Below are 23,289 nucleotides of genomic sequence, written 5' to 3' on the forward strand. Positions count from 1 at the left end.
GGAGGGGGCTCTCTCCGAAGTACAGCACTTGCGGCACGCCCCCTCCACCAGCCTGCGGCTGGTCCCCCTCCCCGTGCCGGGGAGGATCGAGGCATTATGATCGGCGTTACCCATTACCTTGTAGTCAGCGCGATCCTGTTCACGCTTGGCGTCCTCGGCATCTTCATGAACCGCAAGAACCTCATCGTCATCCTGATGGCGATCGAGCTGATCCTGCTGGCGGTGAACCTGAATCTCGTCGCCTTCTCGAACGCGCTGGGCGATCTCGTCGGCCAGGTCTTCGCGATGTTCGTGCTGACCGTCGCTGCCGGTGAGGCCGCGATCGGGCTCGCCATCCTCGTCATCTATTTCCGCGGCCGCGGCACGATCTCGGTCGACGACGTCAATCGGATGAAGGGCTGATGTCTCCCATTCTCTTCATCGTATTCCTGCCGCTGCTGGCGGCTATCGTCGCCGGGCTGGCCAACAAGACGTTCGGCTCGGTTTTCCCCAAGGTGGTCACCACGGGCGCGCTGTTCGTCGCCTGCGCGCTCTCCTGGCCGATCTTCCTGAGCTACATGAGCGGCGTCGCTGAGCCTAATGTAGTGCCGGTGCTCAACTGGATCACCAGCGGCGACATGCATGTCGATTGGGCGCTGCGCGTCGATGCGCTCACTGCGGTGATGCTCGTCGTGGTCACCAGCGTCTCGGCGCTCGTCCACCTCTATAGCTGGGGCTATATGGACGAGGACCCCGATCAGCCGCGCTTCTTCGCCTATTTGTCGCTCTTCACCTTCGCGATGCTGATGCTCGTGACCGCGAACAATCTCGTCCAGATGTTCTTCGGCTGGGAAGGCGTAGGTCTAGCTTCCTACCTCCTGATCGGCTTCTGGTTCCGCAAGCCATCGGCCAATGCCGCGGCGATCAAGGCATTCGTCGTCAACCGCGTCGGCGATCTCGGCTTCATGCTCGGCATTTTCGGCACATTCCTGGTGTTCGGCACGGTCGATATTCCAACGATCCTCGCCGCCGCGCCCAATATGCACGGTTCGACTATCGGATTCCTGGGGCTCCGCGCGGACACGATGACCGTGCTCTGCCTGTTGCTGTTCCTCGGGGCGATGGGCAAATCGGCGCAGCTCGGGCTTCACACCTGGTTGCCGGACGCGATGGAAGGACCAACCCCGGTTTCGGCGCTGATCCATGCCGCGACGATGGTGACTGCCGGCGTGTTCATGGTCTGCCGCCTCTCGCCGATGTTCGATCAGAGCGCGGTCGCGATGGGGGTGGTGACCTTCGTCGGCGCGGCCACGTGCCTGTTCGCCGCGACAGTCGGAACGGTGCAAACCGACATCAAGCGCGTGATCGCTTATTCGACCTGCTCGCAGCTCGGCTACATGTTCTTCGCCGCCGGCGTGGGCGCGTACGGCGCGGCGATGTTCCACCTTTTCACGCACGCATTCTTCAAGGCGCTGCTGTTCCTCGGCGCTGGATCGGTCATCCACGCGATGCACCACGAGCAGGACATGCGCTATTATGGCGGGTTGCGTAAGCACATCCCGATCACCTTCTGGACGATGATGGCGGGCACGCTCGCGATCACCGGCGTCGGCATCCCTGGCATCTTCGGCTTCGATGCGATCGGTTTTGCCGGCTTCCATTCGAAGGACGCGATCATCGAGGCGAGTTGGGCCGCCGGTGTGCCGAGCGCCTTCTGGGTCGGTGTGTTCGTCGCGCTGCTGACGAGCTTCTATTCGTGGCGCGTCGTGTTCCTGACCTTCTACGGCGCACCGCGCTGGACGCAGTCGGAGCACATCCGGCACGCGATTCATGACGCACACGGACACCATCACGACACGCACGGTCACGGAAACGAAGAGGCCAACGCCCCGGCGCAGGAGGATGCCGGCCACACGCCGAACGCGCACGAAGCGCTCCATGCGCCCGCAGAGGGCACCGGCGGCTATCATCCGCACGAGAGCCCCTGGGCCATGCTCGTACCGCTGCTGCTGCTGTCCATCGGCGCGGTTTTCGCGGGTTTCGCTTTCCACGGCTATTTCATCGAGCCGGAAGCGGGCGAGCATTTCTGGAAGGGCGCTCTCGCGTTCAACGAGCATCTGATGCACGCGATGCATGAGGTTCCGGTGCCGGTGAAGCTCTCCGCGACGATCGCGATGCTGCTCGGCCTCGGCATCGCCTGGTATGCCTATATCAAGCGCCCCAGCTTCCCCGTGGCGTTCGCGGAGCAGTTCGGCGTCCTCTACCGCTTCCTGCTCAACAAATGGTATTTCGACGAGATCTACCATTTCCTGTTCGTGCGCCCCGCCTTCGCGATCGGCCGCCTGTTCTGGAAGGCGGGGGACGAAGGCATCATCGATCGCTTCGGCCCCAACGGCATTGCGCGGCTGATCCAATTCAGCGGCGTTGGCACGGCCAGGCTGCAATCGGGATATCTCTACACCTATGCGTTCATCATGCTGATCGGCCTTACGGCTGCGCTCACCTGGGTGATCGCAGGATGAGCGGTTTCCCGATCCTCTCGATCATGCTGGCGATCCCCGCGGTGGCGGCGGTCGCGTGCCTGTTCTCGAGCGCCAGTAATGCCCGCTGGATCGCGCTCGCCGCCACGCTGGTCGATCTAGCGCTCGGCATCTGGCTCTGGACCAGCTTCGATCAGGGGCCCGGAGCGGCGCAGTGGCAGTTCGTCGAGCATTTTCGACTGTTCGGCGTGGGCGGAGTCGATTTCGCTTGGGCGCTGGGCATCGACGGTTTCGCGCTGATGCTCATTGTCCTTTCGGTCTTCCTGATGCCGATCTGCATCGGCGCGAGCTGGAGCGCGATCGACAGGCGGGTGCCTGAATATATGGCTGCGTTTCTCGCCACCGAATTGCTGATGATCGGCACCTTCGCGGCGCAGGACCTGCTGCTCTTTTACGTATTCTTCGAAGGCGGGCTGATCCCGATGTTCCTGATCATCGGGATATGGGGCGGCGCGAACCGTGTGTACGCCAGCTATAAATTCTTCCTCTACACGTTGCTCGGCTCGCTGCTGATGCTCGTCGCGATGATCGCGATGATCCTGAGCGCGGGCACTGCATCCATCCCCGAGCTGATGGGCCATGATTTCCCGGCGCACTGGCAAAGCTGGATGTGGGTGGCGTTCTTCGCCAGCTTCGCAGTCAAGATGCCGATGTGGCCGGTCCACACCTGGCTCCCCGACGCGCACGTTCAGGCCCCAACGGCGGGTTCGGTGATCCTGGCGGGCGTGCTGCTCAAGCTTGGCGGTTACGGCTTCCTGCGCTTCAGCCTGCCGATGTTCCCGGAAGCTTCGGCACAGTTCATGTGGCTGGTTTTCGCGCTCTCCTGCGTGGCCGTCGTCTACACTTCGCTGGTCGCTCTGGTGCAGTCGGACATGAAGAAGCTGATCGCCTATTCCTCGGTCGCACACATGGCGATCGTCACGATGGGGCTGTTCGCCTTTAACAGCCAAGGCATCGAAGGGGCGATGATGGTCATGCTGGGCCACGGGCTAGTCTCTGGCGCGCTCTTCCTGTGCGTCGGCGTGATCTATGATCGGCTGCATACCCGCGAAATCGACCGCTATGGCGGTCTCGCGATAAACATGCCGCGCTATGCTGTGTTATTCCTCCTCTTCACCATGGCGGCGGTGGGCCTGCCCGGCACTAGCAATTTCGTCGGCGAATTCCTGGGGCTTGCGGGTGTGTACAAGGTTTCCACCTGGACCGCGCTGATCGGTACGACGGGCATCATCCTGGGCGCGGCATATATGCTCTATCTTTATCGCCGCGTTGTTTTCGGCGAGCTCACCAAGGACGATGTGCGCGCGATGCCCGATCTGAATGCGCGCGAGCTGTGGCTGCTCGCTCCGATCGCTGCGGCGGTGCTGTGGATGGGCGTCTACCCTGAGAGCTTCCTCGAGCCGATGCGGCCCGATGTCGCTCGCTTGGTGGAGCGGATGAGCCGCGCCGCGCCGGCCGGCGATTCGCAGCCGACCCCCGGAAAGGCGGCTCCGGCGGCTCATGGTGAAGGCCATGCTGCGCCCGCTGCTTCCGCCCAGCACGGGAGCGCCCACTGATGAGCTATTCCCTGCAATTGATGATGGCGCTGCCCGAGCTGGTGCTCAGCGTCGGCGCGATCGCGCTGATGCTGGTCGCAGCCTGGGGCGGGCAGCAATCGACAAAATTGGTGAGCTGGGCGAGCATCGCCGTTCTGATCGGCGCGGGCATCTCCCTGGCTGGCCCCGCATCCGCGGGCGGCGAGGCGTTTGGCGGCCTCTATCGGCCTGACATGTTCGCCGCATTCGCCAAGGCGCTGATCTTCTTCGCGGCCGCGGTCTCGATCCTGATCGCGCCGCGCTTCTTCCAGTCCACATCCGGAGACGATCTTCGCCCCGAATATCCGGTGCTCATCCTGCTTTCCACGGCCGGCATGGGGATGATGGTTTCCGCCGGAGACCTGATGAGCCTGTATATCGGCCTCGAGTTGCAGAGCCTCTCGGCCTATATCCTCGCCAGCTTCATGCGCCGCGACGTGCGATCCGCCGAGGCAGGCTTGAAGTATTTCGTTCTCGGATCGCTTGCCTCTGGCATTTTGCTTTACGGCATCAGCCTGGTCTACGGCTTCAGCGGCACGACATTGTTTGCTGGGATTGCTGACGCTTATGCCGGCGGGCGCTCGATGGGGTTGCTGTTCGGGCTGGTGTTCGTCTTTGCCGGCCTGGCCTTCAAGATCAGCGCCGTGCCGTTCCACATGTGGACCCCAGACGTCTATGAAGGCGCGCCGACCCCGGTGACGGCCTTCTTCGCCTCCGCGCCCAAGGTCGCGGCAGTCGCGCTCGCTACGCGGGTCGCGATCGAGGCAATGGGTCCCGCAATCCACGACTGGCGCCAGATCGTGATCTTCGCGGCGCTGGCATCGATCATCTTCGGCGCGGTTGCTGCCATCGGCCAGACCAATATCAAGCGGCTGCTCGCTTATTCCTCGATCAACAATGTCGGATTCGCCTTGATCGGCGTGGCGGCGGGCGGCGAGGCGGGCGTATCCAGCGTGCTTTATTACATGGCGATCTATGTCGTAATGACGCTGGGCAGCTTCCTTGTCGTGCTCCAGATGCGCGGGCCGGATGGCCAGCCTGTCGAGAGCATCGCCAGCCTATCCGGGATGTCCCGCACGCGGCCCGGGCTGGCACTGGCATTGGCGATCTTCATGTTCAGCCTTGCGGGCATCCCGCCGCTGCTGGGCTTCTTCGCCAAGCTGCAGGTGTTCGTAGCTGCGGTGGATGCCGGCCTGTTCATATTCGCGGCGGTGGGCGCGGCGGCTTCGGCGATCGGAGCCTATTATTATCTCAAGATCGTCAAAATCATGTACTTCGACGAGCCGGCGCCGGCATTCAGCGGCAAGACCCATCCCGTCGAGGGTGGACTGCTCGTGCTAGCGGCAGCGGTGATATCGCCGCTCGGCTGGCCGCTGCTCGGCTATCTCGAAATCTTCACCGCATCGGCTGCGAAGGCGCTGTTCTGACCGCGACGATACGTACCGTCGCCGAAACGGGATCGACCAACCAGGACATGGCCGGTCTTGCGCGCAGCGGCGCGAGCGAGGGCCTGTGGCTTCGCGCCGAGCGCCAGAACGCGGGCAAGGGCCGGCAGGGCAGGGCCTGGGTTTCCCCGGTCGGCAATCTCTATGTCAGCACCCTGGTGCGCGTCCGCCCCGGCGAGCCTTCGCCCGCCACGCTGGCGCTTGTCGCCGCGGTCGCGCTCGAAGAAACCGTCGCGGTCTTCGGGGTGCAGGCGATGCTCAAATGGCCCAACGACCTGCTTGTGAATGGCGCAAAGCTCTCAGGCATCCTGCTCGAGCGCGTGGACGACGCGGTCATCCTCGGCTTTGGCGTCAATCTCGCCCATTGCCCTATTGGCCTGGGCCAGCCGGCGACCAGCCTGAACGTCTATGCGCCGGCCCCGGAGGCGGAGGTCTTCGCCGAAGCGCTCGCGGAGATTTTCGCGCGCTGGCTTTCGCGCTGGCGAGACGGCATCGCACCTGTCCGTGATCGCTGGCTCGCCCGCGCACATCCCATCGGCACCGCGCTTACCGCACGCCTTGCCGATGGGACGAGCCTGGACGGCCTGTTCGGCGGGCTCGACAAGGATGGCGCGCTGATGCTGCGCTTGGCCGACGGCACTGTCCGTGCCATTCACGCGGGCGACGTGTTCCTGCTCTGAAAGGGCTTTTCGATGCTGCTCGCGATCGACGCCGGCAACACCAATGTCGTCTTCGCACTGGTGGAAGCCGGCGAGATCCACGCGCGCTGGCGCATCGCCACCGATCCGCGCCGCACGGCGGACGAATATGCGGTGTGGCTCAGCCAGTTGCTTGGGCTTGAGGGCTTCGAGATGGCGTCGGTTACCGCCGTGATAATCGGCACGGTGGTCCCGCGCGCGCTCCATAATCTTCAGGTGCTCTCGGCCAAATATTTCAATGCGGAGGCAGTGATCGCGGGGCAGGGTGAGGCAGGCTGGGGATTCCAGCTCGATGTGGAGGAGCCGCAAAATCTGGGCGCCGATCGCGCGCTGAACTCGATCGCCGCGCATGCTGGACATCCCGGCGACCTGATCGTAATTGATTTCGGCACCGCGGCGACCTTCGACGTGATCGATTATACTGGGGCCTATAAGGGCGGGATCATCGCGCCCGGGATCAACCTGTCACTCGACGCACTGGTCACTGCCGCCGCCAAGCTCCCCCGCATCGCGATCGAGGCGCCGAAGGGGAATCTCTCGGTGATCGGCCGCAACACCGTCGATCAAATGCACATCGGTATCTATTGGGGCTATGTCGCGATGATCGAGGGGCTCGTCGCGCGGATGAAGGCGGAGGTCGGCCGCCCGCTCAAGGTGATCGCCACGGGGGGCCTCGCGGTGCTCTTCGAGAAGCATACGAACGTGTTCGACGCGATCGAACCCGATCTGACGATTCAGGGGTTATGGATGCTGTGGAAACGCGGCCGCTGACTCCATTCAAGGAAATATGGTGACACCAGGTAACGAACTACTTTTCGTCGCGCTCGGCGGATCGGGCGAGATCGGCATGAACGTCAATCTCTATGGCTGCCAGGGCAAATGGCTGATGGTCGATTGCGGCATCACCTTCGGCGATGCGCAATATCCGGGCGTGGACGTGATCCTGCCCGACCTCCAGTTCATCGAGGAGCGCCTCGACGAGCTGATCGGCATCGTGCTGACGCACGGGCATGAAGATCATATCGGCGCCTTGCCCTATCTGGCCGGCGAGCTGGGTGTGCCGCTGTATGCAACGCCATTCACCGCCGGGCTGATCAACGGCAAGCTCGAAGAAGAAGGCAATGCCGACCGGATCGAGCTGAAAATAGTCAAGGAGGAAGGCCCGTTCCAGATCGGGCCCTTCACGATCACCTATACTCCGCTCGCGCATTCTATCCCCGAGGGCAACGCGGTGCTGATCGAGACGCCTTACGGCAACGTCTTCCACACCGGTGACTGGAAGCTCGACGATGCGCCCGCGCTGGGTGGCGCATCGACCGCCGCCGAACTGACTGCGATCGGCGACAAGGGCGTGCTCGCATTGGTGTGCGATTCCACCAACGTCTTCAATCCCGAAGCCTCGGGCTCCGAGATCGACGTTCGCACCGGGCTTGATGAAGTGGTCGCGGCGATCAAGGGCCGCGTGCTCGTCACCACCTTCGCGTCCAACGCCGCCCGCCTCCAGACGCTGGGCGAAGTCGCGCGGGATTGCGGACGCGAATTGTGCGTCGCGGGCCGTTCGCTCGATCGCATCATCCGCGTCGCCAAGGCGACCGGGTATCTTCGCGATTTCCCTGACACGATCGACTTCGAAACTGCGATGTCGCTGCCGGCAAACCGCGTGATGATCATCGCCACAGGCGGGCAGGGCGAGCCCCGCGCGGCGCTCAACCGCATCGCGGAGGACACGCACGTCCTAAAGGTTCACAAAGGCGACACCGTCATTTTCTCGTCCCGCCAGATCCCCGGCAACGAGATCGCGATCGGCAAGATCATGAACACGCTGGCCGGAAAGGGCGTGGAGATCATCACCGACCGTCAGGCCTTTGTGCACGTATCCGGCCATCCTGGACGTCCCGAGCTGGCCGAAATGTACAAGTGGATAAGGCCGGAAATTCTGGTGCCGGTCCATGGCGAAGTCCGCCACATGCACGAGCAGGCGCGGTTCGCCTTGTCGCAGGGTGTGCCCCAGGCGATCACGCAGGTGAACGGGGATATCTGGAAGCTCGCGCCGGGGAGGCCCAAGCAGATCGGGCACGCGCCGGTGGGGCGGCTTGTCCTCGACGGCGACGTGATCCTACCCGCCGATGGCTCCACGATCAACGAGCGGCGGCGCGTAGCGCTCTACGGGCAGATCTCGGTGGCCGTGGCGATCCGCCAGGGCAAGCTGCTCGGCGAGCCGCAGGTCCGCCTTCAGGGCGTGCCTGTGGAGGAAGACCGCGACAATTTCATCGCGGATGCCTCGAATGCCGCGGCTCAAACGGTAAGCAAGGAAAGCAGTCGCGATCTGGAGAAACTCCGTGAGGCCCTGCGGCTCTCGGTCCGCCGCGTCGCGGTGCGCTACACGGGCAAGAAGCCCGTGGTCGATGTGCTGATCGTGCAGGCCTGACATGAAGTGGCAGTCCGCCCTTGCGATCTACCTCCTGTTCTGGGCCTTTTCGGTATTCCTCGTGCTGCCCTTCGGTGTGAAGACCAGCGAGGAAGCGGGGGTGGCTATGGTGCCCGGCCAGGCCCAGAGCGCTCCCCATGAATTCGACGTCAAGCGTGTGATGATCCGCACGACGATAGTCGCGAGCTTATTGTTTGGAATTTTCCTGGCGAATTACATCTTCGGCTGGGTGACGACCGAGACGCTGGATTGGGTGAACTAGCTCCGCAGCCGCTCGATCGCCTGTGCCAGCGCTACATACAGCTTGCCCATGTCGGACGACAGCAATGTAACTCCGAGCGGCGATCCATCACGCAGCACGAGGATCTGGCGGAGCATCGCTTCGAAATCGTGGATGTAGCGATTGACGTTGTCGCGGAAGCCATCGTCCTCGTCATAGAGCCGGTGGATTTCCCTGGCGTCGCCCGAATCGAGCACGCGGACGGCGCGGCGCGTGAAGACGCCGCGGTCACCCTTCAGATATGCCGCCCAGGCGCTGTCGGTGACGTCCGACGCGAAGACCTTCGTGATGTCGATGGCGTTCGAATTCAGCGCTTCGATGAGCAGCGAGACGCGGCGGGCGAAATTGTCGCCATCGGCTTCCTCGCGCGCGGCGCGGCCGGCTTCGATCTGCGCTTCGACCTTGCCGGTGCTTTCAGCGAGTTGGAGCATCTGCTGCGTCAGCCGCTCTGAAGCGCGGGTGGCCGCCCCAACGGCGGCTTCGGTTGTGGTGGCGAGCTCGCCCAGCTGACGGCGGACGGTCTCGTCCATCGCGCGGCGGAGCGCAATGGTGCTGGCTTCCTCCAGCGCGCGCGTCGCACCGGGGACGATTCCGGCAATCGCCTCGCGCGCATGGTCGGCGGCGGCGACTGCGGTCTCGCGAACGCGAAGCAGCGCATCCACCAATTGGGGCGCGGCGTCCTCGGCGAAGCGGCGTGTGGTGGCGATCGTCTCGTCGACGATTTCTTCCAGCGCGTGCGCGCGCTCTCCGCCGGTCTCGAGGGTTTCAAGCAGCGACGCCTGGGTCTTGGCCAGCGTGTCGCGCTGCTGGCTTACTACGTCGGCAATAGCTTCGATCGCGTCGTGCGTGCTCTCAGCGGCGGTGACCAGCGCCAGCAATTCGGGTTTCGCGCCGGCCACGATCTGGCGGCTCGCAGTGATCCGCGCGTCAAGGCGGGCCAGCGCTTCGGGCAAAGTCTCGTCGATTTCGCGCGCGGAGGCGTCGAGCGCGGTGAGCAACTCCTCCGAAGTGGCGATCACGCGGTGCGCGATCGTATCGCCGATGTTGAGCGCCTCGGACATGGCATCCACCGAACCATGCAGAGCCCTAACCGATGCGGCGAGGCCCTGGGTACGGTCCATCCCCGCCGCGTGCAGCACCTGAAGCTCGCGATCGAGCCGGTCCACGCCGGTGGAAAGTCCCGCGAACAGCGCATCGCCACGGCTATGTTCTTCGCCCAGCCGCGTGCCGATGCGCCCGATCGCTTCCTCGATCGTCGCCATGCGTTCGCCCAGTGCTTCTGCGGTATCACGGCCCGCCCGATCGAGTGCGGCCTGGTTGGCGCTCAGCATCGCAAGGATCGCTTCGCCCTGCGTTGCGATGCCCTTGCGCGCTTCGTCCACTGCGCTCGCGGCGCGATCAAGCACGGTATCGACTTCGGCGGACATCTGACCGGTTACAGCTTCCAGACGCGCGCTGGCTGTCTCGCTTGTCGCTTCCATCCGCGCGATGTGCGCCGCTAACCGCTCCGCCGCGCCCCCCGCGATCTGATCGGCCTCACGCCCGCGCTCGCTGAGGGCCGAAAGCTGGGTATCGAGCGAGGCGGCGCGCTGACTGGCCAGCAGCCCGGCTGCATCGACGCGCTCCGAAAGCCCGCGCATTTCCTCATGCGCTTTCGGCAGCGATGCGAGCACGATCGAAACACGACGCTCGGTTTCCCCGGCGGCGAGCGTAAGCGTGCGGCTGCTGCTGTCGAGCGTGGCGGATTGGTGCGCCACGGTCCCCGCGACTTCGGCGATCTGCTCGGCCGCGCGGTCGCCCATCGCGATCAATATGTCGGTCTGTTCCGCCAGCGCCGCGCGGTTCTCGGCAATTTTCCTGGAAAGCGCCGCGACTGCCCGCTCGAGCAACGCCGCCTCCGCGCGCATCGTCTGCGCGGTGGCGCCGAAGCGCCGGGCCTCGCTGCGGCTGTTTCGCATCGCCAGCAGGTAGAGGAGGCCGATCAGCAGCGGCGGCACGCAGAGCGCGGCGATCAGCTGGACAAGCGCGACCGGTTCCATGCCTGCCTGAACCGCGGGTAATGCCAGCCAGCCCAGCCCCGCGAACGAGCTCAATGCCGCAACGATGGCAAGGGCCGCGGGCAGCCAGCTCCAGTCGCGGCGCGGCTCCGGCGCGTCTGCTTCGTCGACCAAGTGCGCCTCCAACGAAGGCGCCACCGCTTCCGCGAGGACGAAAGGCTCGTCGGCTATGGCGAGCATCGGCTCGGCTGGATTTCCCCCTATCATGTGACGCATTTACCACATTATCGCGGCTTACCAACAGCGGAAGGAAACGGACCGTTAACGCGCTCCGCGATACCTTAAACACATGGCGTATGATCCCGGTGCAATCGATGCGACCCTGGCGGCCGCGGTGGGCGACGAGCCTCAGCTAATCGCTGAGCTGCGCGAGGCTTTCCTTGAGGGCGTTCGCCGCTGCCTCGAGGGGATGAAGGCTGCCGACACGCCCGATGGCTGGAGCGGCGCCGCGCTGCGGCTGAAGGGCCTGGCCGCAAGTTTCGGCGCGGTTCGCCTGATGGCGCTGGCTTCGGAAGCGGCCAATGGACCGTCGCGGGACGGCGCCGTCCTCCGCAAGCTCCATCGCGCGGTGGAGCGCCTGTAGCCCCCGTTCAGCTTGGATAAATGGCCAGGTGTGTTATGGGCTCGCTCACCCAGGGCCCCGGATCCGTGCGCAGGCATAACTTCTCACTCATTCTGATCGCCGCAGCTCTGGGCTGGAGCGAATACGCCATTGCCCAGAATGCCGCGCCTGCGCAGGACGAGGCAATCACGGTCACCGGACGCAAGCTCCCGGCAAAGGCGGTGCACCGCTACGTGCGCCAGATCACTTCTTCGGTGGATGGCCAGCTCACGCGGTTCAACCAGCCCGTTTGCCCCACGGTCATCGGCTTTCCCGAGCAATATGGCGGGATAATCGCCAAGCGTATCCGCAGGGTGGCGTCGGAAGCGGGGGTGCGCCTGGCCAAGGAAAAGTGCCGGGCCAATCTGGTGCTGATCATCGCGAGGGACGCGGACATGCTGGTAAGGCAGTGGCGCGCGAAGAGCCCGGGCATTTTCGAAGGCGTGGATTCGTCGGCGCTGCAGGTCGCCTATCGCAGCGGACCGGTGCACGTGTGGAACACCACCGAATTGCTCAACGAAGATGGGCAGCGCGCAAGCGGCGGGACGATGACCGTCAAGTCAGCCTCTATCCTGACGCTTCCAACCCAGCATGCCATTGCTGGCTCGATGATCGTAATCGATGATGACGTTACGATCGGCAAATCGCTGACCCAGATCGCCGACTATGCGGCGATGCGCGCGCTGGCCGGGGCTACGCCGCCGCGCGAGGGACTGGAGGCGGATACCATCCTGACGCTTTTCGATAGCTCCGTTTCTGCGCCGCTGGCGGTCACGGCCGTGGACCGGTCCTACCTGGCCGGCCTTTATAGTGGACGTGCCAACCTCAGCTCGACGAGCGCGATGCAGCGAATTTCCCGCAGGATACGTCGCGACGCAGAGGCGCGGGGCGAAGTGGCGAACAATTAGCGCTTGCGGCTGAGCTCGCGCGTCGCGTCTTCGAGACCGGCTAGCGTAAGTGGATACATGCGGTCGTTCATCAGCTCCCGCATGATGCGCACCGATTGCGTATACCCCCATTGCGCCTCGGGCAGCACGTTGAGCCACACTGCCGCGGGATAGGTATTGGTCAGCCGCTGCATCCAGACTGCGCCCGCCTCCTCATTGAAATGCTCGACCGAGCCGCCTGGATGCGTGATCTCATATGCGCTCATCGATGCGTCGCCGACGAAGATCACCTTATAATCATGGCCGTATTTGTGAAGGATATCCCACATCGGCGTCCGTTCGGTGAAGCGCCGGCGATTGTCTTTCCATACGCCTTCATAGGGGCAATTGTGAAAATAGAAGAATTCGAGGTTCTTGAACTCGCTGGTCGCGGCTGAGAACAGCTCTTCGCAAAGCTTGACGAACGGGTCCATCGAACCGCCGACATCGAGGAAGAGCAGCAGCTTGACCGCGTTGTGCCGTTCGGGGCGCATGACGACATCCAGCCAGCCCTGCTTGGCAGTGCCGTCGATCGTCGCGTCGATATCGAGCTCGTCGGCCGCGCCCTCCCGCGCGAAACGGCGAAGGCGGCGTAGCGCGACCTTGATGTTGCGGGTGCCCAATTCCTTGGTGCTGTCGAGATTCTTGAATTCGCGCTGATCCCACACTTTCAGCGCACGCCTATGCTGTGATTCGCCGCCGATGCGCACGCCTTCGGGATTGTAGCCCGAATTGCCATAGGGGCTTGTGCCGCCCGTCCCGATCCACTTGCTGCCGCCCTGATGCCGGCCCTGTTGCTCGGCAAGCCGCTGCTTGAGCGTCTCCATGATCTCGTCCCACGATCCCTGCGACTTGATTGCGGCCATCTCGTCAGGCGTCAGAAATTTCTCCGCGACCGCGCGCAGCCAGTCCTCGGGGATCTCGGCCGGAGCGACGCCATAGCTGGTGGAGATCCCTTTGAAGACCTTGGCGAAGACCTGGTCAAAACGGTCGAGCAGGCCCTCGTCCTTCACGAAGGTCGCCCGGGCGAGAAAATAGAAAGCCTCGGGCGTGCGCTCGATCACATCGCGATCGAGTGCTTCGAGCAGGATCAGATGCTCTTTCAGGCTGGCCGGAATGCCGGCGGCGCGCAGCTCATCGAGGAAGGAGAAGAACATGCCGCTTATTCCGCCTCCCGGCGTCCATGCACAAGCTCCACCAGCACGAACGAAATGATCATCAACAGATACCAGGCGCCAAGCTTCGCGGGTGAGACCATGTGCCAGCCATCCTCCTGGCCGGGATAGAGCCAGGCGCGCGAGAAAGTGCCCAGATTCTCCGCGAACCAGATGAAGATCGCGACGAGCAGCCAGCCAAGCAGCAGCGGCATCCAGCGCTCCTCGCGCCAGACCTTGAAACAAGTGCGCGTGCGCGCGAACAATATGGTCGTGGCGATGAAGAGACCCAAGCGAATGTCGGGCAGCCAATGGTGCGCGAAGAAATTGACGTAGATCGCCGCTGCGAGAATCCAAGTCGTCCAGCGCGGAGGATAGCCGGGAAAGCGAAAGGCGAAAATCCGCCACACGCGCGCGATATAGCTGCCGACCGCACCATACATGAAGCCGGTGAACAGTGGCACGCCGCCGATCCGCAACAGGCTGGGCTCGGGATACAGCCATGACCCATGGGCGGTCTTGAACAATTCCATCACGGTGCCGACGAGATGGAAGGCCAGGATGACCTTCGCCTCGCTCCAGCTTTCCAGCCTGAACGCCAGCATTGCGGCCTGGATCAGCACTGCCCCAATGACCAATGCATCGTAGCGCGCGAGCGGCGCTTTCGCGGGATAATAGAAATGCGTGCCCATCAGCATCGCGAGCATCAGCGCGCCAAACAGGCAGGCCCAGCCCTGCTTGAAGCCGAACAGCAGGAATTCATAGGCCCAGGCTCGCCAGCCCGGCCGTGGCTCGAACGCCTCGAGCCGCGCGCGGACGCGGGCGAAACGGGTCGCGCCCGCGCCTCCCCGCCGGCCGGCTATCCGATCGGCTCCGGCTGCCGCGGATGGCGCGGCAGGGCAGGGTCGAGCACGGCCCAGTCCGGCGCGCTTTCGCTCCAGATCACTTCGGTAGGGCGCACGAGGTTCGGGTCGTCGAACGCGCCCGCGCGCACGCCTAGAAAAGCCGGATCGCGGGCAGGCCCGGTTAACAACGCCGTCCCGCAATTCGGACAGAAGCCGCGCCGCATCACGTTCCTGCTATCGGCGAGGCTCTCGTACCAGTTGACCTCGCCGGTGAACGAGACCTGCTCAAGTCTATACAGCGCGTTGGTCGTCCCGTTGCCTGCGGCCCAATATTGGCAATCGCGGCACCAGCACGTCCGCGTCCGTAGCGGCTCGCCCTCTATCGCGATGCGGACCTTGCCGCACAGGCAACCCGCATTGATGGTCATTTGCCCTGCTGCCGCCGCGCCATGAAGGCCAGCCGCTCAAACAGCATCACGTCCTGCTCGTTCTTCAGGAGCGCGCCGTGCAGGGGCGGGATGGCCTTGGTCGGGTCACGGTTCTGAAGGATTTCGAGGGGCATATCCTCGTGGAGAAGCAGCTTGAGCCAGTCGAGCAACTCGCTCGTGCTCGGCTTCTTCTTGAGGCCCGGCACGTCGCGAATATCGTAGAACATGTCCATCGCCTTGCTCACCAGGATCTTCTGGATCTTGGGGAAGTGGACGTCGATGATCGCCTGCATTGTCCCGCGATCGGGAAACTTGATATAGTGGAAGAAGCAGCGGCGCAGAAACGCGTCAGGAAGCTCTTTTTCGTTGTTCGAAGTGATCACGACGATCGGCCGCTCGACCGCGCGGACCATTTCCTTGGTCTCGTAGACATGGAATTCCATGCGATCGAGCTCCTGGAGCAGGTCATTCGGGAATTCGATATCGGCCTTATCGATCTCGTCGATCAGCAACACGGGCACTTCGGGCGCGGTGAACGCCTCCCACAGCTTTCCCTTACGGATGTAATTGCCGATGTCGTGGACTCGCTCGTCGCCGAGCTGGCCGTCGCGAAGGCGCGCTACCGCGTCATATTCGTAAAGGCCCTGTTGCGCCTTGGTGGTCGATTTGACGTTCCACTCGATCAGCGGCGCGCCCACGGCCTTGGCGATCTCATAGGCCAGCACGGTCTTGCCCGTGCCGGGTTCGCCCTTGACGAGGAGGGGGCGTCGCAACGTGACCGCTGCATTGACCGCGACCTTGAGGTCCTCGGTCGCGACATAGCTCTTTGTGCCTTCGAAACGCATGGGCACGGCTTAGATGGCTTGGGTTGCGCGATGCAACCCGTTCTTACAGCTTGTCGCGCGCGCCTGCTCGGGCTTCCAGCAAATCCCATAGCCCGCGATGCTGGGCGAAAAGCTGTTGCGCACCGAACAGCATCGCCCGCTCGATCGCGCCTTCGCGCACCAATGCGTCGATCACGGTCGCGGTTTCCTCCAGCGCGGGCAGTGCCAAGGGGGGAGGGGTGAGGCCCAGGCGATCGGCGGCGGCGTCCAGAACCCTGCGGATTTCGACCCAGTCCACCGCGAGCCCGATTGCCGCGCCGATCGCGCAGCCCGCGCGATCCGATTGCGCCAGCATTTCGAGCGCATGGCGCTGGGCGGACGCGGCGGCCTCCGATTCGGCATGGCCGGGCGTGCTGGGAAGCGGACCCGCGGCGGCCACGATCCGGGCGAGGAGCGCGCGCTCGGCAATGAAAGCCCCGCTCGCCGCGTCAAGCCAACTCCGCTCGGTATCGGATCGGGCATGGGAGACCGCGTGATCGATGATTCCCGGGTAGCGGCCGTGAAGAATGCACAAGTAATGCGCGGCGTCGGCGAGATCGCGCAGCGGCTCGATCTTGGTCTGGAGCCGCTGGAGATAGGGGTGATTGGCGCTGCCATCGGACCCTGCCAATGCGCCGAGGGCTCCCCAGCCACCCGCCAGTCGCGCAACTTGTACGGTATCGAACGGCATAAGCCCCCAGATGCAAACCTGACCGGCGGAGAGCCGGCGCAATGGTGATGCATCGCAGGGATATACCGAAGCGCGTAAAGACGTGGTTTAGCCGGGGTTTACCACTCATAGAGCCTCTGTGCCGGAGCGGGATTCTGCCGCCTTCGGCCATTATCGTCGCAGAACCTAGGTGTGAAAGGCGGGCGGCCGCCCAACCTTCATTTCGCGGGCGGAGACCCGCAGGGTACGTTTTTCGCCGACCAGTCGATCTCATAGGTCGCTGGCACTCGCTTTCCATCCCCCACCTGCTGCTTCTTGCTCGCCGGGTCGTAGGTGATCCAGCCCATGCTGTTGTCGAATGCGGCAATACGGCCGTTGTCCCTTTGCGCGGTTGCCGCATCGATCTCCGGATGCTCGACGCGCGAGCCCCGTACCATGCGGATCGCACCATCGCGAAGCTCGAAGGCACGGTAGTAATTGCGGCCGAAGATCCGCGTGTCGAACGCGGATTGGGACGACCATTGATAGGGCTGAGTCGAGCCAGGCAGCCGCACCGTCGTCACATGGCAGGTGAACTCGGGCTTGGCGTAGAACGGAAGATTTTGATCCTGACCAGCGCCGCGCACCCGGCGTTCGGGGGGATTGAACCCTCCCCCAGCCAGGGCCAGCGATTTTTCGCCATCTTCGTCGGTCCAAGCGACGATTCCGGTGCCGGTGATCGTGAGAATGCTCGCAGCCGCCTTCTCGTCGTAGTGCCATTTGACGTCGTCGATCACCTGCCAGGTATCGCCGACCGCTTCCTGACGAAAGCTGTTGAGTAGCTGATCCGGAGCGACCGCGGATAGCTGAGCTTGCTGCTGCAGGCCCTTCAGCCCGCGAATGATCGTGGTGCTGGTGATCCGGGCGGGCTTGTCGAAGCCCGCCCGGGCATCGATCTCGAAGGTAGAGACCTCGTCGGGCGCGGTCGGCGCCTGCCATTCCAGACGCTCGATCGAGCCGCCCTGCACCCTGAGCGGGAGGACCCATCTGAACGGGAACACCGGAGCCGCGGCGGGCCCGGCGACGGGGGGAAGCGTGCCGTCTAGCCAATAGACCGCATCGCCGATGCGCGCGCGCACGATCACGTGATCAAACATGCCCGGATTGGGCAGGCGCTCGTCGAGCCCGTCGTCGAGGCCAGCGGAGTTGACGAGCACGGGCTCAGCTTCTATTTTCAGCTCGGCAAGCAGGGCCAGCAGCAGCGCGGTCTTGCCCTTGCAATCGCCGTATCGCCGCTGCCACGTCTCTTCGGCAGTGCTGGGAGTCAGATTACCGCCATCCAGCCCAACGTAGATGTAGCGCACATCCTGCTGCACCAGCTTGAGCGCGGCGCTTGCGCGATCGAACGGATTCGACCTGGCGGCCGCAATACGGCTCGCCTCGCGCTTAACCGCCGAGCCTTCAGAGAGCTTCGCCGCTTTGACATACAACGGCGCGAACTGGCGGGAGACGGCGCTCCAATCGGGAAAGTTGCTGAACTCGACGATGCGCTTCCAGAGATGCCGGGGTGGCGCGTCCTTCGCGAGGATCACCGCGGGGGGATTGTCGAAGCGGAAATCGATCGCCTGGGCGCTTTCCGCTCTGGCGGCCTGCATGTCGGGAGTCATTTTGATGCTGGGCTTGCGGCTCTTGGCCCAGCTCAGCCGCAGGCGGTAGCGGCCGGGCGCCGGCTGGGGAGCGAGGGTCAGGATCCCCGCGACGTTGTTGCGCAGCGTGGGATCGCTATTCGGCAGGGTTAGGCCAACCTCCAGTTCGTCGCCGACGCGCAAGTCGGGGATGCGGAGGATCGCGGTCAAGCTGCCGTCCAGCCTTGCCGCTTCGAGCTGATCCTCGCGGCGCAGGATTTCGAAGGATGCTTTCTTCAGCACGTCGATCGTCTCGCCATCGCGGTAGACGCGGATGACATGGACGGTCGGGGCGCCGGCGGCGGGATTCCACGCGATCGACACGTTGCCGAGCTGCAGCGCGTTCGCATGGAGAATCCTGGTGCGATAGCCGAGGTATTGCGACTGGCCCTGATCGTCGAGATGCACGACGAAATCCTGGCGGCGCACGAACACGAGGCCACCGGCATCCTGGGGCACCGGCAACAGCTCGGATTCGCTGACCCAGGGCGGCCGAGGTCCCTGCCGCACCTGATCGTTCTGGGCGGATGCCGGCGCGCCCGCGAGCACGGACACAAAGAACAACGATATTGGAAAACGCACTATTTATCCCCCACGAGCCGCATAATGGCTTGAGACCTAAGGAATGCAATATCATACGCGCACGCGTGAGCGGGCTGCCCGATGCTGGGTGCCAGCGCAGCGGCCCTTCCAGGCCTCCGGAAAGAAGAAAAGGCACGGGCGTCAAGCCCGCGCCTTTTCTAACCCAACCCTAGTCCTCCCTCGCAGGGGAAGGTAGGCGAAGGAGTTACTGATCGAGGAACGACCGCATCTTCCGGCTTCGCGACGGATGCTTCAGCTTGCGCAGCGCCTTCGCCTCGATCTGGCGGATGCGCTCGCGGGTGACCGAGAATTGCTGGCCGACTTCCTCGAGCGTGTGATCGGTGTTCATGCCGATGCCGAAGCGCATGCGCAGCACGCGTTCCTCGCGTGGGGTCAGGCTCGCCAGCACACGCGTCACCGTCTCCTTGAGGTTCGCCTGGATCGCCGCATCCACCGGAATCACCGCGTTCTTGTCTTCGATGAAATCGCCGAGATGCGAATCCTCCTCGTCGCCGATCGGCGTTTCGAGGCTGATCGGCTCCTTGGCGATCTTCATCACCTTGCGAACCTTTTCGAGCGGCATGCTCAGCCGTTCGGCCATTTCCTCCGGCGTGGGCTCGCGGCCCTGCTCGTGGAGGAACTGGCGGCTGGTCCGCACCAGCTTGTTGATCGTCTCGATCATGTGGACCGGGATGCGGATCGTTCTTGCCTGATCAGCAATGCTGCGGGTGATCGCCTGGCGGATCCACCACGTCGCATAGGTGCTGAACTTGTAGCCGCGACGGTATTCGAACTTATCGACCGCCTTCATCAGGCCGATATTGCCCTCCTGGATAAGATCCAGGAACTGTAGCCCGCGATTGGTGTATTTCTTGGCGATCGAGATGACGAGGCGCAGGTTCGCTTCGACCATTTCCTTCTTGGCGATACGCGCCTCGCGCTCGCCCTTTTGCACCATGTTGACGATGCGGCGGAATTCGCCGAGCGCCATGCCGGTCGCCTGGCTGATCTCGCTGATCTCGATCCGGATGCGATCGACCGCGCCGCCTTCGTTCTCGGCGAAAGCGGCCCATTTCTTGTCAAGCTTCTGGACTGCGGGCAAGAAGCTCTCGTCGAGCTCGTGATCGACATAGCGATCGAGGAAGTCCTTGCGCGGCACCTTGTGGCGCTCGGCGAGGCGCAGCATCTGGCCGCCTAGCGCCGTGAGCCGCCGGTTGAAGCTGTAGAGCTGGTCGACGAGATATTCGATTTTGGCGTTGTGGAACTGGACGCTTTCGACTTCGGCCGTCAGCTCCTCGCGCAGCTTGTGATATTTGCGCTCGTCGCTCGCGCTCAGCTCGCCGCCCGCCGCCATCGCATCGAGCCGCGCTTGCTGGACCTTGCTGAACTTCTTGTAGATCGACGTGATGTTGGCGAACTTCTCGAGCGCTTGCGGCTTGAGGGTCTCTTCCATCTGGGCGAGGCTGAGAGTGTTGTCTTCCTCCTCGTCGTCCGAAATCCGGGGAGCCCGGCGCTCGGTCATCGAATCCTCGTCTTCTTCCTCGACGACTTCCTCGACTTCTTCCTCTTCCTTGAAGCTGGCGCCGGCGGTCTTCTCGCTGATCTCGCCGGTATCTTCTTCGGCATTCTCGACCTGCTCGGCCGAGGGGCCCTTGGAGAGCATCGCGTCGAGATCCAGGATCTCGCGTAGCTGCATCGTGCCTTCGTTGAGCGCGTTGGACCAGCCGATGATCGCGTTGAAGGTGATCGGGCTTTCGCAAAGCCCCAGGATCATCGTGTCGCGGCCGGCCTCGATCCGCTTGGCGATGGCGATTTCGCCCTCGCGGCTGAGCAGTTCCACCGCGCCCATCTCGCGCAGGTACATGCGGACGGGATCGTCGGTGCGATCGACGGTTTCCTTTTTCTTGACGGGCTCGAATGCCGAATCGTCGCTCTCGGGCGCATCCTCCGCTTCGTCGGCCTTGTCTTCCTCGGCCTCGCCGTCCTCGCCGCCTTCTTCATTCTCGACGACGTTGATGCCCATATCGTTGAGCGCGGACATGACGTCCTCGATCTGCTCCGAGGTCATCTGATCCTGCGGGAGCATCTCGTTGAGCTGATCGACGGTGATGTAGCCGCGCTTCTTGGCCCGGGCGACAAGCTTCTTGAGCGTGCCCTCGTTCAGATCGATCAGGGGCGCGTCGCCTGCTTCACCAGTCTCGGTGACGTCCGCCATGGTTGCCTTGGCCATCAAAATCCTCAAAATCAGATGGCGGCTATTTTACTAGCCGCCCTATTCGTCCAATTCGTCTTCGTCCGCAAGCATCAGATTGGCAAGCCGCGCCTCCAGTTCCTGACGCTGCCGGGAAAGCGCCTGCTGCCGCGCAAATGCTTCGTCCGTCGTGTCCTTGCTCAACGCCGCGGTAGCTTCGGCGAGCGCCGCGTCGACCGCGGGCTGCGCCACCATTACGGCGATGGCTTCGTTCAAATCCTCGCGCGCCCGCGCCTCGTCCTCCACATGCGTTCGGGTGAACGAGAAGGGCAGGGCATCAGCCCTCAGGAGATCGCTCGCCACCGAGTCGAAACCGGATTTCGCCAATATGGTGAGGACTTTGCCCTGATCAAGCTGCCGATCCTCTAGCGCCACATCGATCACCGCCTCGAACAATTTGCCGAGCGCGCCGCTGGCGGTGCGCAAACTGCCGAGCACTTCCATGTGCCGTGCGATTTCGGCGGGATGGCGGATCAGCCCGGCAAGCACCGCGCGGGCCAGGATCGGATCGAGACCACCTGCCTGAACCCCCCGCATCGTCGCGCCCGGCATGGTTTCGGGCGGCTTCCATGGGCCTTTCTGGCGCGCGGCCCGCGCACGGGGCTGGAATTCCCGGCGTGGCGTATCGAACAGGACATCGAAGCGGCGGCGGAATTCGGCGACATATTCGGTGCGCACGCTAGGCTCCGCAATCGTCTGGGCAAGCTCGGCGAGACGGCGCTTCAGCCCCGCGCGGCGCTCGGGCGTGTCCAGCGGCTCGGCGACGACTTCACTTTGCCATAGGCGATCCACGAGCGGCTGAGCCTTGGCCAGCAAGGCTTCGAACGCCGCCGGCCCCTGGGCGCGGACCAGATCGTCGGGGTCCATCCCCTCGGGCAGGGTCACGAAAGCCAGGCTGCGGCCCGGCTGGAGCATCGGCATCGCGCGGTGCGCGGCGCGCAATGCGGCCTTCTGCCCCGCGCTGTCGCCGTCGAAGCAGAGCAGGGGGGTCTCCGCCATCCGCCACAACCGCTCCAACTGGTGCTCGGTCAGCGCGGTTCCCAGCGGCGCGACCGCCTCGCCGAACCCGGCCTGCGCCAGCGCGATCACGTCCATATAGCCCTCGACCGCAATGGTCCGGCCGGTCTTGCGCGCAGCCGCCTGGGCGCGATCGAGATTGTAGAGCGTGCGGCCCTTGTCGAAGAGCGGTGTCTCGGGGGAGTTGAGATATTTGGGCTCGCCGTCGCCGATGATGCGGCCGCCGAACGCGATCGTCCGCCCGCGCACGTCGCGGATGGGGATCATCAGCCGGCCGCGGAAGCGGTCATACGGCTCCTTCGCCTCGACCTGGATCAGCAGCCCCGCCTCGACGAGCATCGGATCGCCATATACCTTTAGCGATTCCCTGAGCTTCCCCCGCGAGTCGGGAGAGAAGCCAAGGCCGAAACCGCGAGCGAATTCTTCCCCGATCCCGCGCTTCTTGAGCACGGCGCGCGCCTCAGCTCCCTCGATCCCCTGGAGCCGCTCGGAAAACCACCGCGCGGCATCCTCCATCGCCTCGTGCAGCCCCTTTGCGCGCTCTGCCTTTTCGGCGGAACGGCGGTCCTGCTCGGGCATCTCCAAGCCCGCGGCTTGGGCCAGCTCCTTCACCGCATCGATGAACGGCAGCCCCCGCTGATCGGTCATCCAGCGGATCGCGTCGCCATGCGCCGAGCAGCCGAAGCAATGGTAAAAGCCCTTGTCGTCGTTGACGTAGAAGCTTGGCGTCTTTTCGTTGTGGAAGGGGCAGCAGGCGCGGAATTCGCGGCCGGCGCGCTGGAGCTTCACGGTGCGCGCGATCAGGCCCGAAAGGAGGGTGCGGGCACGGAGCTCGTCCAGGAATTGCGGCGTGAGGGACACTTACTCCCCCTCCCTTCCAAGGGAGGGGGCTGGGGGGTGGGTGAGTCCACGATTCCACTGGCGCACAGGTAAACTCCGCGCCCGGGCGACGATCGTTTCAAGTACGCCGTCGATGTTTGTCGCGACCTCTGAATTCGTGAAGCGGAGCACCGTGTATCCCAACTGGCCAAGGCCGGTATCCCGATCCCGATCCTTGTCTGCATCGTGCGTATCGCCATCGACTTCCACCACCAACCCGATATTCGGACAGCAGAAATCCACGATGCAGGGCTCTATGGTGTGCTGGAACCGAAACTTCAGCCCCTCGATCTGCGAGGCTCTCAGGCGCTGCCAGAGCTTCTCTTCCATCGGGGTGGGGGCTTGGCGCAGTTCTTTTGCGCGGGCTCGCATGTTTTGTCTGCTTTGCGTGAACACTCACCCACCCCC

Annotated in this window: 20 protein-coding genes; 10 read left to right on the forward strand and 10 right to left on the reverse strand. The window is 63.9% G+C overall.

Annotated features, from left to right (window positions below; all coding sequences use genetic code 11):
* The first annotated feature begins 96 nt into the window (after positions 1–96).
* From nuoK to VF617_RS11715, 8 genes are read left to right on the forward strand one after another with little or no spacing between them, the layout of a single operon-like run.
* Complete coding sequence (nuoK, locus tag VF617_RS11680; RefSeq protein ID WP_331015060.1) at positions 97–402, forward strand: NADH-quinone oxidoreductase subunit NuoK; 306 nt, start codon at positions 97–99, stop codon at positions 400–402.
* Positions 402–2,501: an NADH-quinone oxidoreductase subunit L gene (nuoL, locus tag VF617_RS11685; protein WP_331015061.1), complete on the forward strand. Its 2,100-nt coding sequence runs from the start codon at positions 402–404 to the stop codon at positions 2,499–2,501. The genes nuoK and nuoL overlap by 1 nt, the downstream gene beginning before the upstream one ends.
* Entirely contained in the window at positions 2,498–4,075 is a 1,578-nt protein-coding gene (locus VF617_RS11690) for an NADH-quinone oxidoreductase subunit M (protein ID WP_331015062.1), read from the forward strand. Before nuoL ends, VF617_RS11690 begins: the two co-directional genes overlap by 4 nt.
* Positions 4,075–5,520: an NADH-quinone oxidoreductase subunit NuoN gene (gene nuoN, locus VF617_RS11695; RefSeq protein ID WP_331015063.1), complete on the forward strand. Its 1,446-nt coding sequence runs from the start codon at positions 4,075–4,077 to the stop codon at positions 5,518–5,520. Before VF617_RS11690 ends, nuoN begins: the two co-directional genes overlap by 1 nt.
* Before the next feature lie 8 nt (positions 5,521–5,528).
* Positions 5,529–6,218: a biotin--[acetyl-CoA-carboxylase] ligase gene (locus tag VF617_RS11700; RefSeq protein WP_331015212.1), complete on the forward strand. Its 690-nt coding sequence runs from the start codon at positions 5,529–5,531 to the stop codon at positions 6,216–6,218.
* Between the two features lie 12 nt (positions 6,219–6,230).
* Positions 6,231–7,007, forward strand: coding sequence for a type III pantothenate kinase (locus tag VF617_RS11705; protein ID WP_331015064.1), 777 nt, complete (start codon positions 6,231–6,233; stop codon positions 7,005–7,007).
* Between the two features lie 16 nt (positions 7,008–7,023).
* The gene (locus VF617_RS11710; protein WP_331015065.1) at positions 7,024–8,664 is read left to right on the forward strand and encodes a ribonuclease J; all 1,641 of its coding nucleotides are present in this window, start codon (positions 7,024–7,026) and stop codon (positions 8,662–8,664) included.
* A gap of 1 nt (position 8,665) precedes the next feature.
* Positions 8,666–8,926 (forward strand): DUF1467 family protein, encoded by a 261-nt coding sequence (locus VF617_RS11715; RefSeq protein ID WP_331015066.1) that lies wholly within the window; start codon positions 8,666–8,668, stop codon positions 8,924–8,926.
* Here the strand turns inward: VF617_RS11715 and VF617_RS11720 are convergent.
* Positions 8,923–11,217 (reverse strand): hypothetical protein, encoded by a 2,295-nt coding sequence (locus VF617_RS11720; RefSeq protein WP_331015067.1) that lies wholly within the window; start codon positions 11,215–11,217, stop codon positions 8,923–8,925. The two genes, VF617_RS11715 and VF617_RS11720, sit on opposite strands and share 4 nt — an antisense overlap.
* Positions 11,218–11,290: 73 nt before the next feature.
* Here VF617_RS11720 and VF617_RS11725 point away from each other — a divergent pair, with 73 nt between their 5' ends.
* Together VF617_RS11725 and VF617_RS11730 are read left to right on the forward strand one after the other, a co-directional pair.
* Positions 11,291–11,584, forward strand: a complete 294-nt coding sequence (locus VF617_RS11725; RefSeq protein ID WP_331015068.1) for an Hpt domain-containing protein — start codon at positions 11,291–11,293, stop codon at positions 11,582–11,584.
* A 65-nt stretch (positions 11,585–11,649) separates the two neighbouring features.
* Positions 11,650–12,510 carry a hypothetical protein gene (locus VF617_RS11730; protein WP_331015069.1) on the forward strand — a complete coding sequence of 287 codons (861 nt, stop codon included), beginning with the start codon at positions 11,650–11,652 and terminating at the stop codon, positions 12,508–12,510.
* Here the strand turns inward: VF617_RS11730 and VF617_RS11735 are convergent.
* From VF617_RS11735 to VF617_RS11775, 9 genes are all read right to left on the reverse strand, one after another.
* The gene (locus tag VF617_RS11735) at positions 12,507–13,685 is read right to left on the reverse strand and encodes a vWA domain-containing protein (RefSeq protein WP_331015070.1); all 1,179 of its coding nucleotides are present in this window, start codon (positions 13,683–13,685) and stop codon (positions 12,507–12,509) included. The genes VF617_RS11730 and VF617_RS11735 overlap by 4 nt on opposite strands.
* Positions 13,686–13,690: 5 nt before the next feature.
* A complete protein-coding gene (locus tag VF617_RS11740) occupies positions 13,691–14,545 on the reverse strand; it encodes a DUF817 domain-containing protein (protein WP_331015213.1) in 855 nt (284 codons plus the stop codon).
* Positions 14,542–14,955: a GFA family protein gene (locus tag VF617_RS11745; RefSeq protein WP_331015071.1), complete on the reverse strand. Its 414-nt coding sequence runs from the start codon at positions 14,953–14,955 to the stop codon at positions 14,542–14,544. Before VF617_RS11745 ends, VF617_RS11740 begins: the two co-directional genes overlap by 4 nt.
* Positions 14,952–15,800 (reverse strand): MoxR family ATPase, encoded by an 849-nt coding sequence (locus VF617_RS11750; RefSeq protein ID WP_331015072.1) that lies wholly within the window; start codon positions 15,798–15,800, stop codon positions 14,952–14,954. The genes VF617_RS11745 and VF617_RS11750 overlap by 4 nt, the downstream gene beginning before the upstream one ends.
* A gap of 43 nt (positions 15,801–15,843) precedes the next feature.
* Positions 15,844–16,509: a DUF6975 family protein gene (locus tag VF617_RS11755; protein WP_331015073.1), complete on the reverse strand. Its 666-nt coding sequence runs from the start codon at positions 16,507–16,509 to the stop codon at positions 15,844–15,846.
* Between the two features lie 197 nt (positions 16,510–16,706).
* Positions 16,707–18,734: a DUF3857 domain-containing protein gene (locus tag VF617_RS11760; RefSeq protein WP_331015074.1), complete on the reverse strand. Its 2,028-nt coding sequence runs from the start codon at positions 18,732–18,734 to the stop codon at positions 16,707–16,709.
* Positions 18,735–18,939: 205 nt separating this feature from the next.
* Complete coding sequence (gene rpoD / locus VF617_RS11765; RefSeq protein ID WP_331015075.1) at positions 18,940–20,964, reverse strand: RNA polymerase sigma factor RpoD; 2,025 nt, start codon at positions 20,962–20,964, stop codon at positions 18,940–18,942.
* Positions 20,965–21,006: 42 nt separating this feature from the next.
* A complete protein-coding gene (dnaG, locus tag VF617_RS11770; protein ID WP_331015076.1) occupies positions 21,007–22,863 on the reverse strand; it encodes a DNA primase in 1,857 nt (618 codons plus the stop codon).
* Entirely contained in the window at positions 22,864–23,277 is a 414-nt protein-coding gene (locus VF617_RS11775) for an endonuclease domain-containing protein (protein ID WP_331015077.1), read from the reverse strand.
* Between the last annotated feature and the right edge of the window lie 12 nt (positions 23,278–23,289).

This window comes from Sphingomonas sp., from assembly GCF_036388215.1.
Lineage (GTDB): Bacteria > Pseudomonadota > Alphaproteobacteria > Sphingomonadales > Sphingomonadaceae > Sphingomonas.

What these genes read in the sequence shown, in the direction of transcription:
- nuoL (WP_331015061.1), top strand. Translation starts at nt 402, where the DNA reads ATGTCTCCCATTCTCTTCATCGTATTCCTGCCGCTGCTGGCGGCTATC.
- VF617_RS11690 (WP_331015062.1), top strand. Translation starts at nt 2,498, where the DNA reads ATGAGCGGTTTCCCGATCCTCTCGATCATGCTGGCGATCCCCGCGGTG.
- nuoK (WP_331015060.1), top strand. Translation starts at nt 97, where the DNA reads ATGATCGGCGTTACCCATTACCTTGTAGTCAGCGCGATCCTGTTCACG.
- rpoD (WP_331015075.1), bottom strand. Translation starts at nt 20,964, where the DNA reads ATGGCCAAGGCAACCATGGCGGACGTCACCGAGACTGGTGAAGCAGGC.
- VF617_RS11720 (WP_331015067.1), bottom strand. Translation starts at nt 11,217, where the DNA reads ATGCGTCACATGATAGGGGGAAATCCAGCCGAGCCGATGCTCGCCATA.
- VF617_RS11755 (WP_331015073.1), bottom strand. Translation starts at nt 16,509, where the DNA reads ATGCCGTTCGATACCGTACAAGTTGCGCGACTGGCGGGTGGCTGGGGA.
- VF617_RS11750 (WP_331015072.1), bottom strand. Translation starts at nt 15,800, where the DNA reads ATGCGTTTCGAAGGCACAAAGAGCTATGTCGCGACCGAGGACCTCAAG.
- VF617_RS11705 (WP_331015064.1), top strand. Translation starts at nt 6,231, where the DNA reads ATGCTGCTCGCGATCGACGCCGGCAACACCAATGTCGTCTTCGCACTG.
- VF617_RS11710 (WP_331015065.1), top strand. Translation starts at nt 7,024, where the DNA reads ATGGTGACACCAGGTAACGAACTACTTTTCGTCGCGCTCGGCGGATCG.
- VF617_RS11735 (WP_331015070.1), bottom strand. Translation starts at nt 13,685, where the DNA reads ATGTTCTTCTCCTTCCTCGATGAGCTGCGCGCCGCCGGCATTCCGGCC.
- VF617_RS11715 (WP_331015066.1), top strand. Translation starts at nt 8,666, where the DNA reads ATGAAGTGGCAGTCCGCCCTTGCGATCTACCTCCTGTTCTGGGCCTTT.
- VF617_RS11725 (WP_331015068.1), top strand. Translation starts at nt 11,291, where the DNA reads ATGGCGTATGATCCCGGTGCAATCGATGCGACCCTGGCGGCCGCGGTG.
- nuoN (WP_331015063.1), top strand. Translation starts at nt 4,075, where the DNA reads ATGAGCTATTCCCTGCAATTGATGATGGCGCTGCCCGAGCTGGTGCTC.
- VF617_RS11745 (WP_331015071.1), bottom strand. Translation starts at nt 14,955, where the DNA reads ATGACCATCAATGCGGGTTGCCTGTGCGGCAAGGTCCGCATCGCGATA.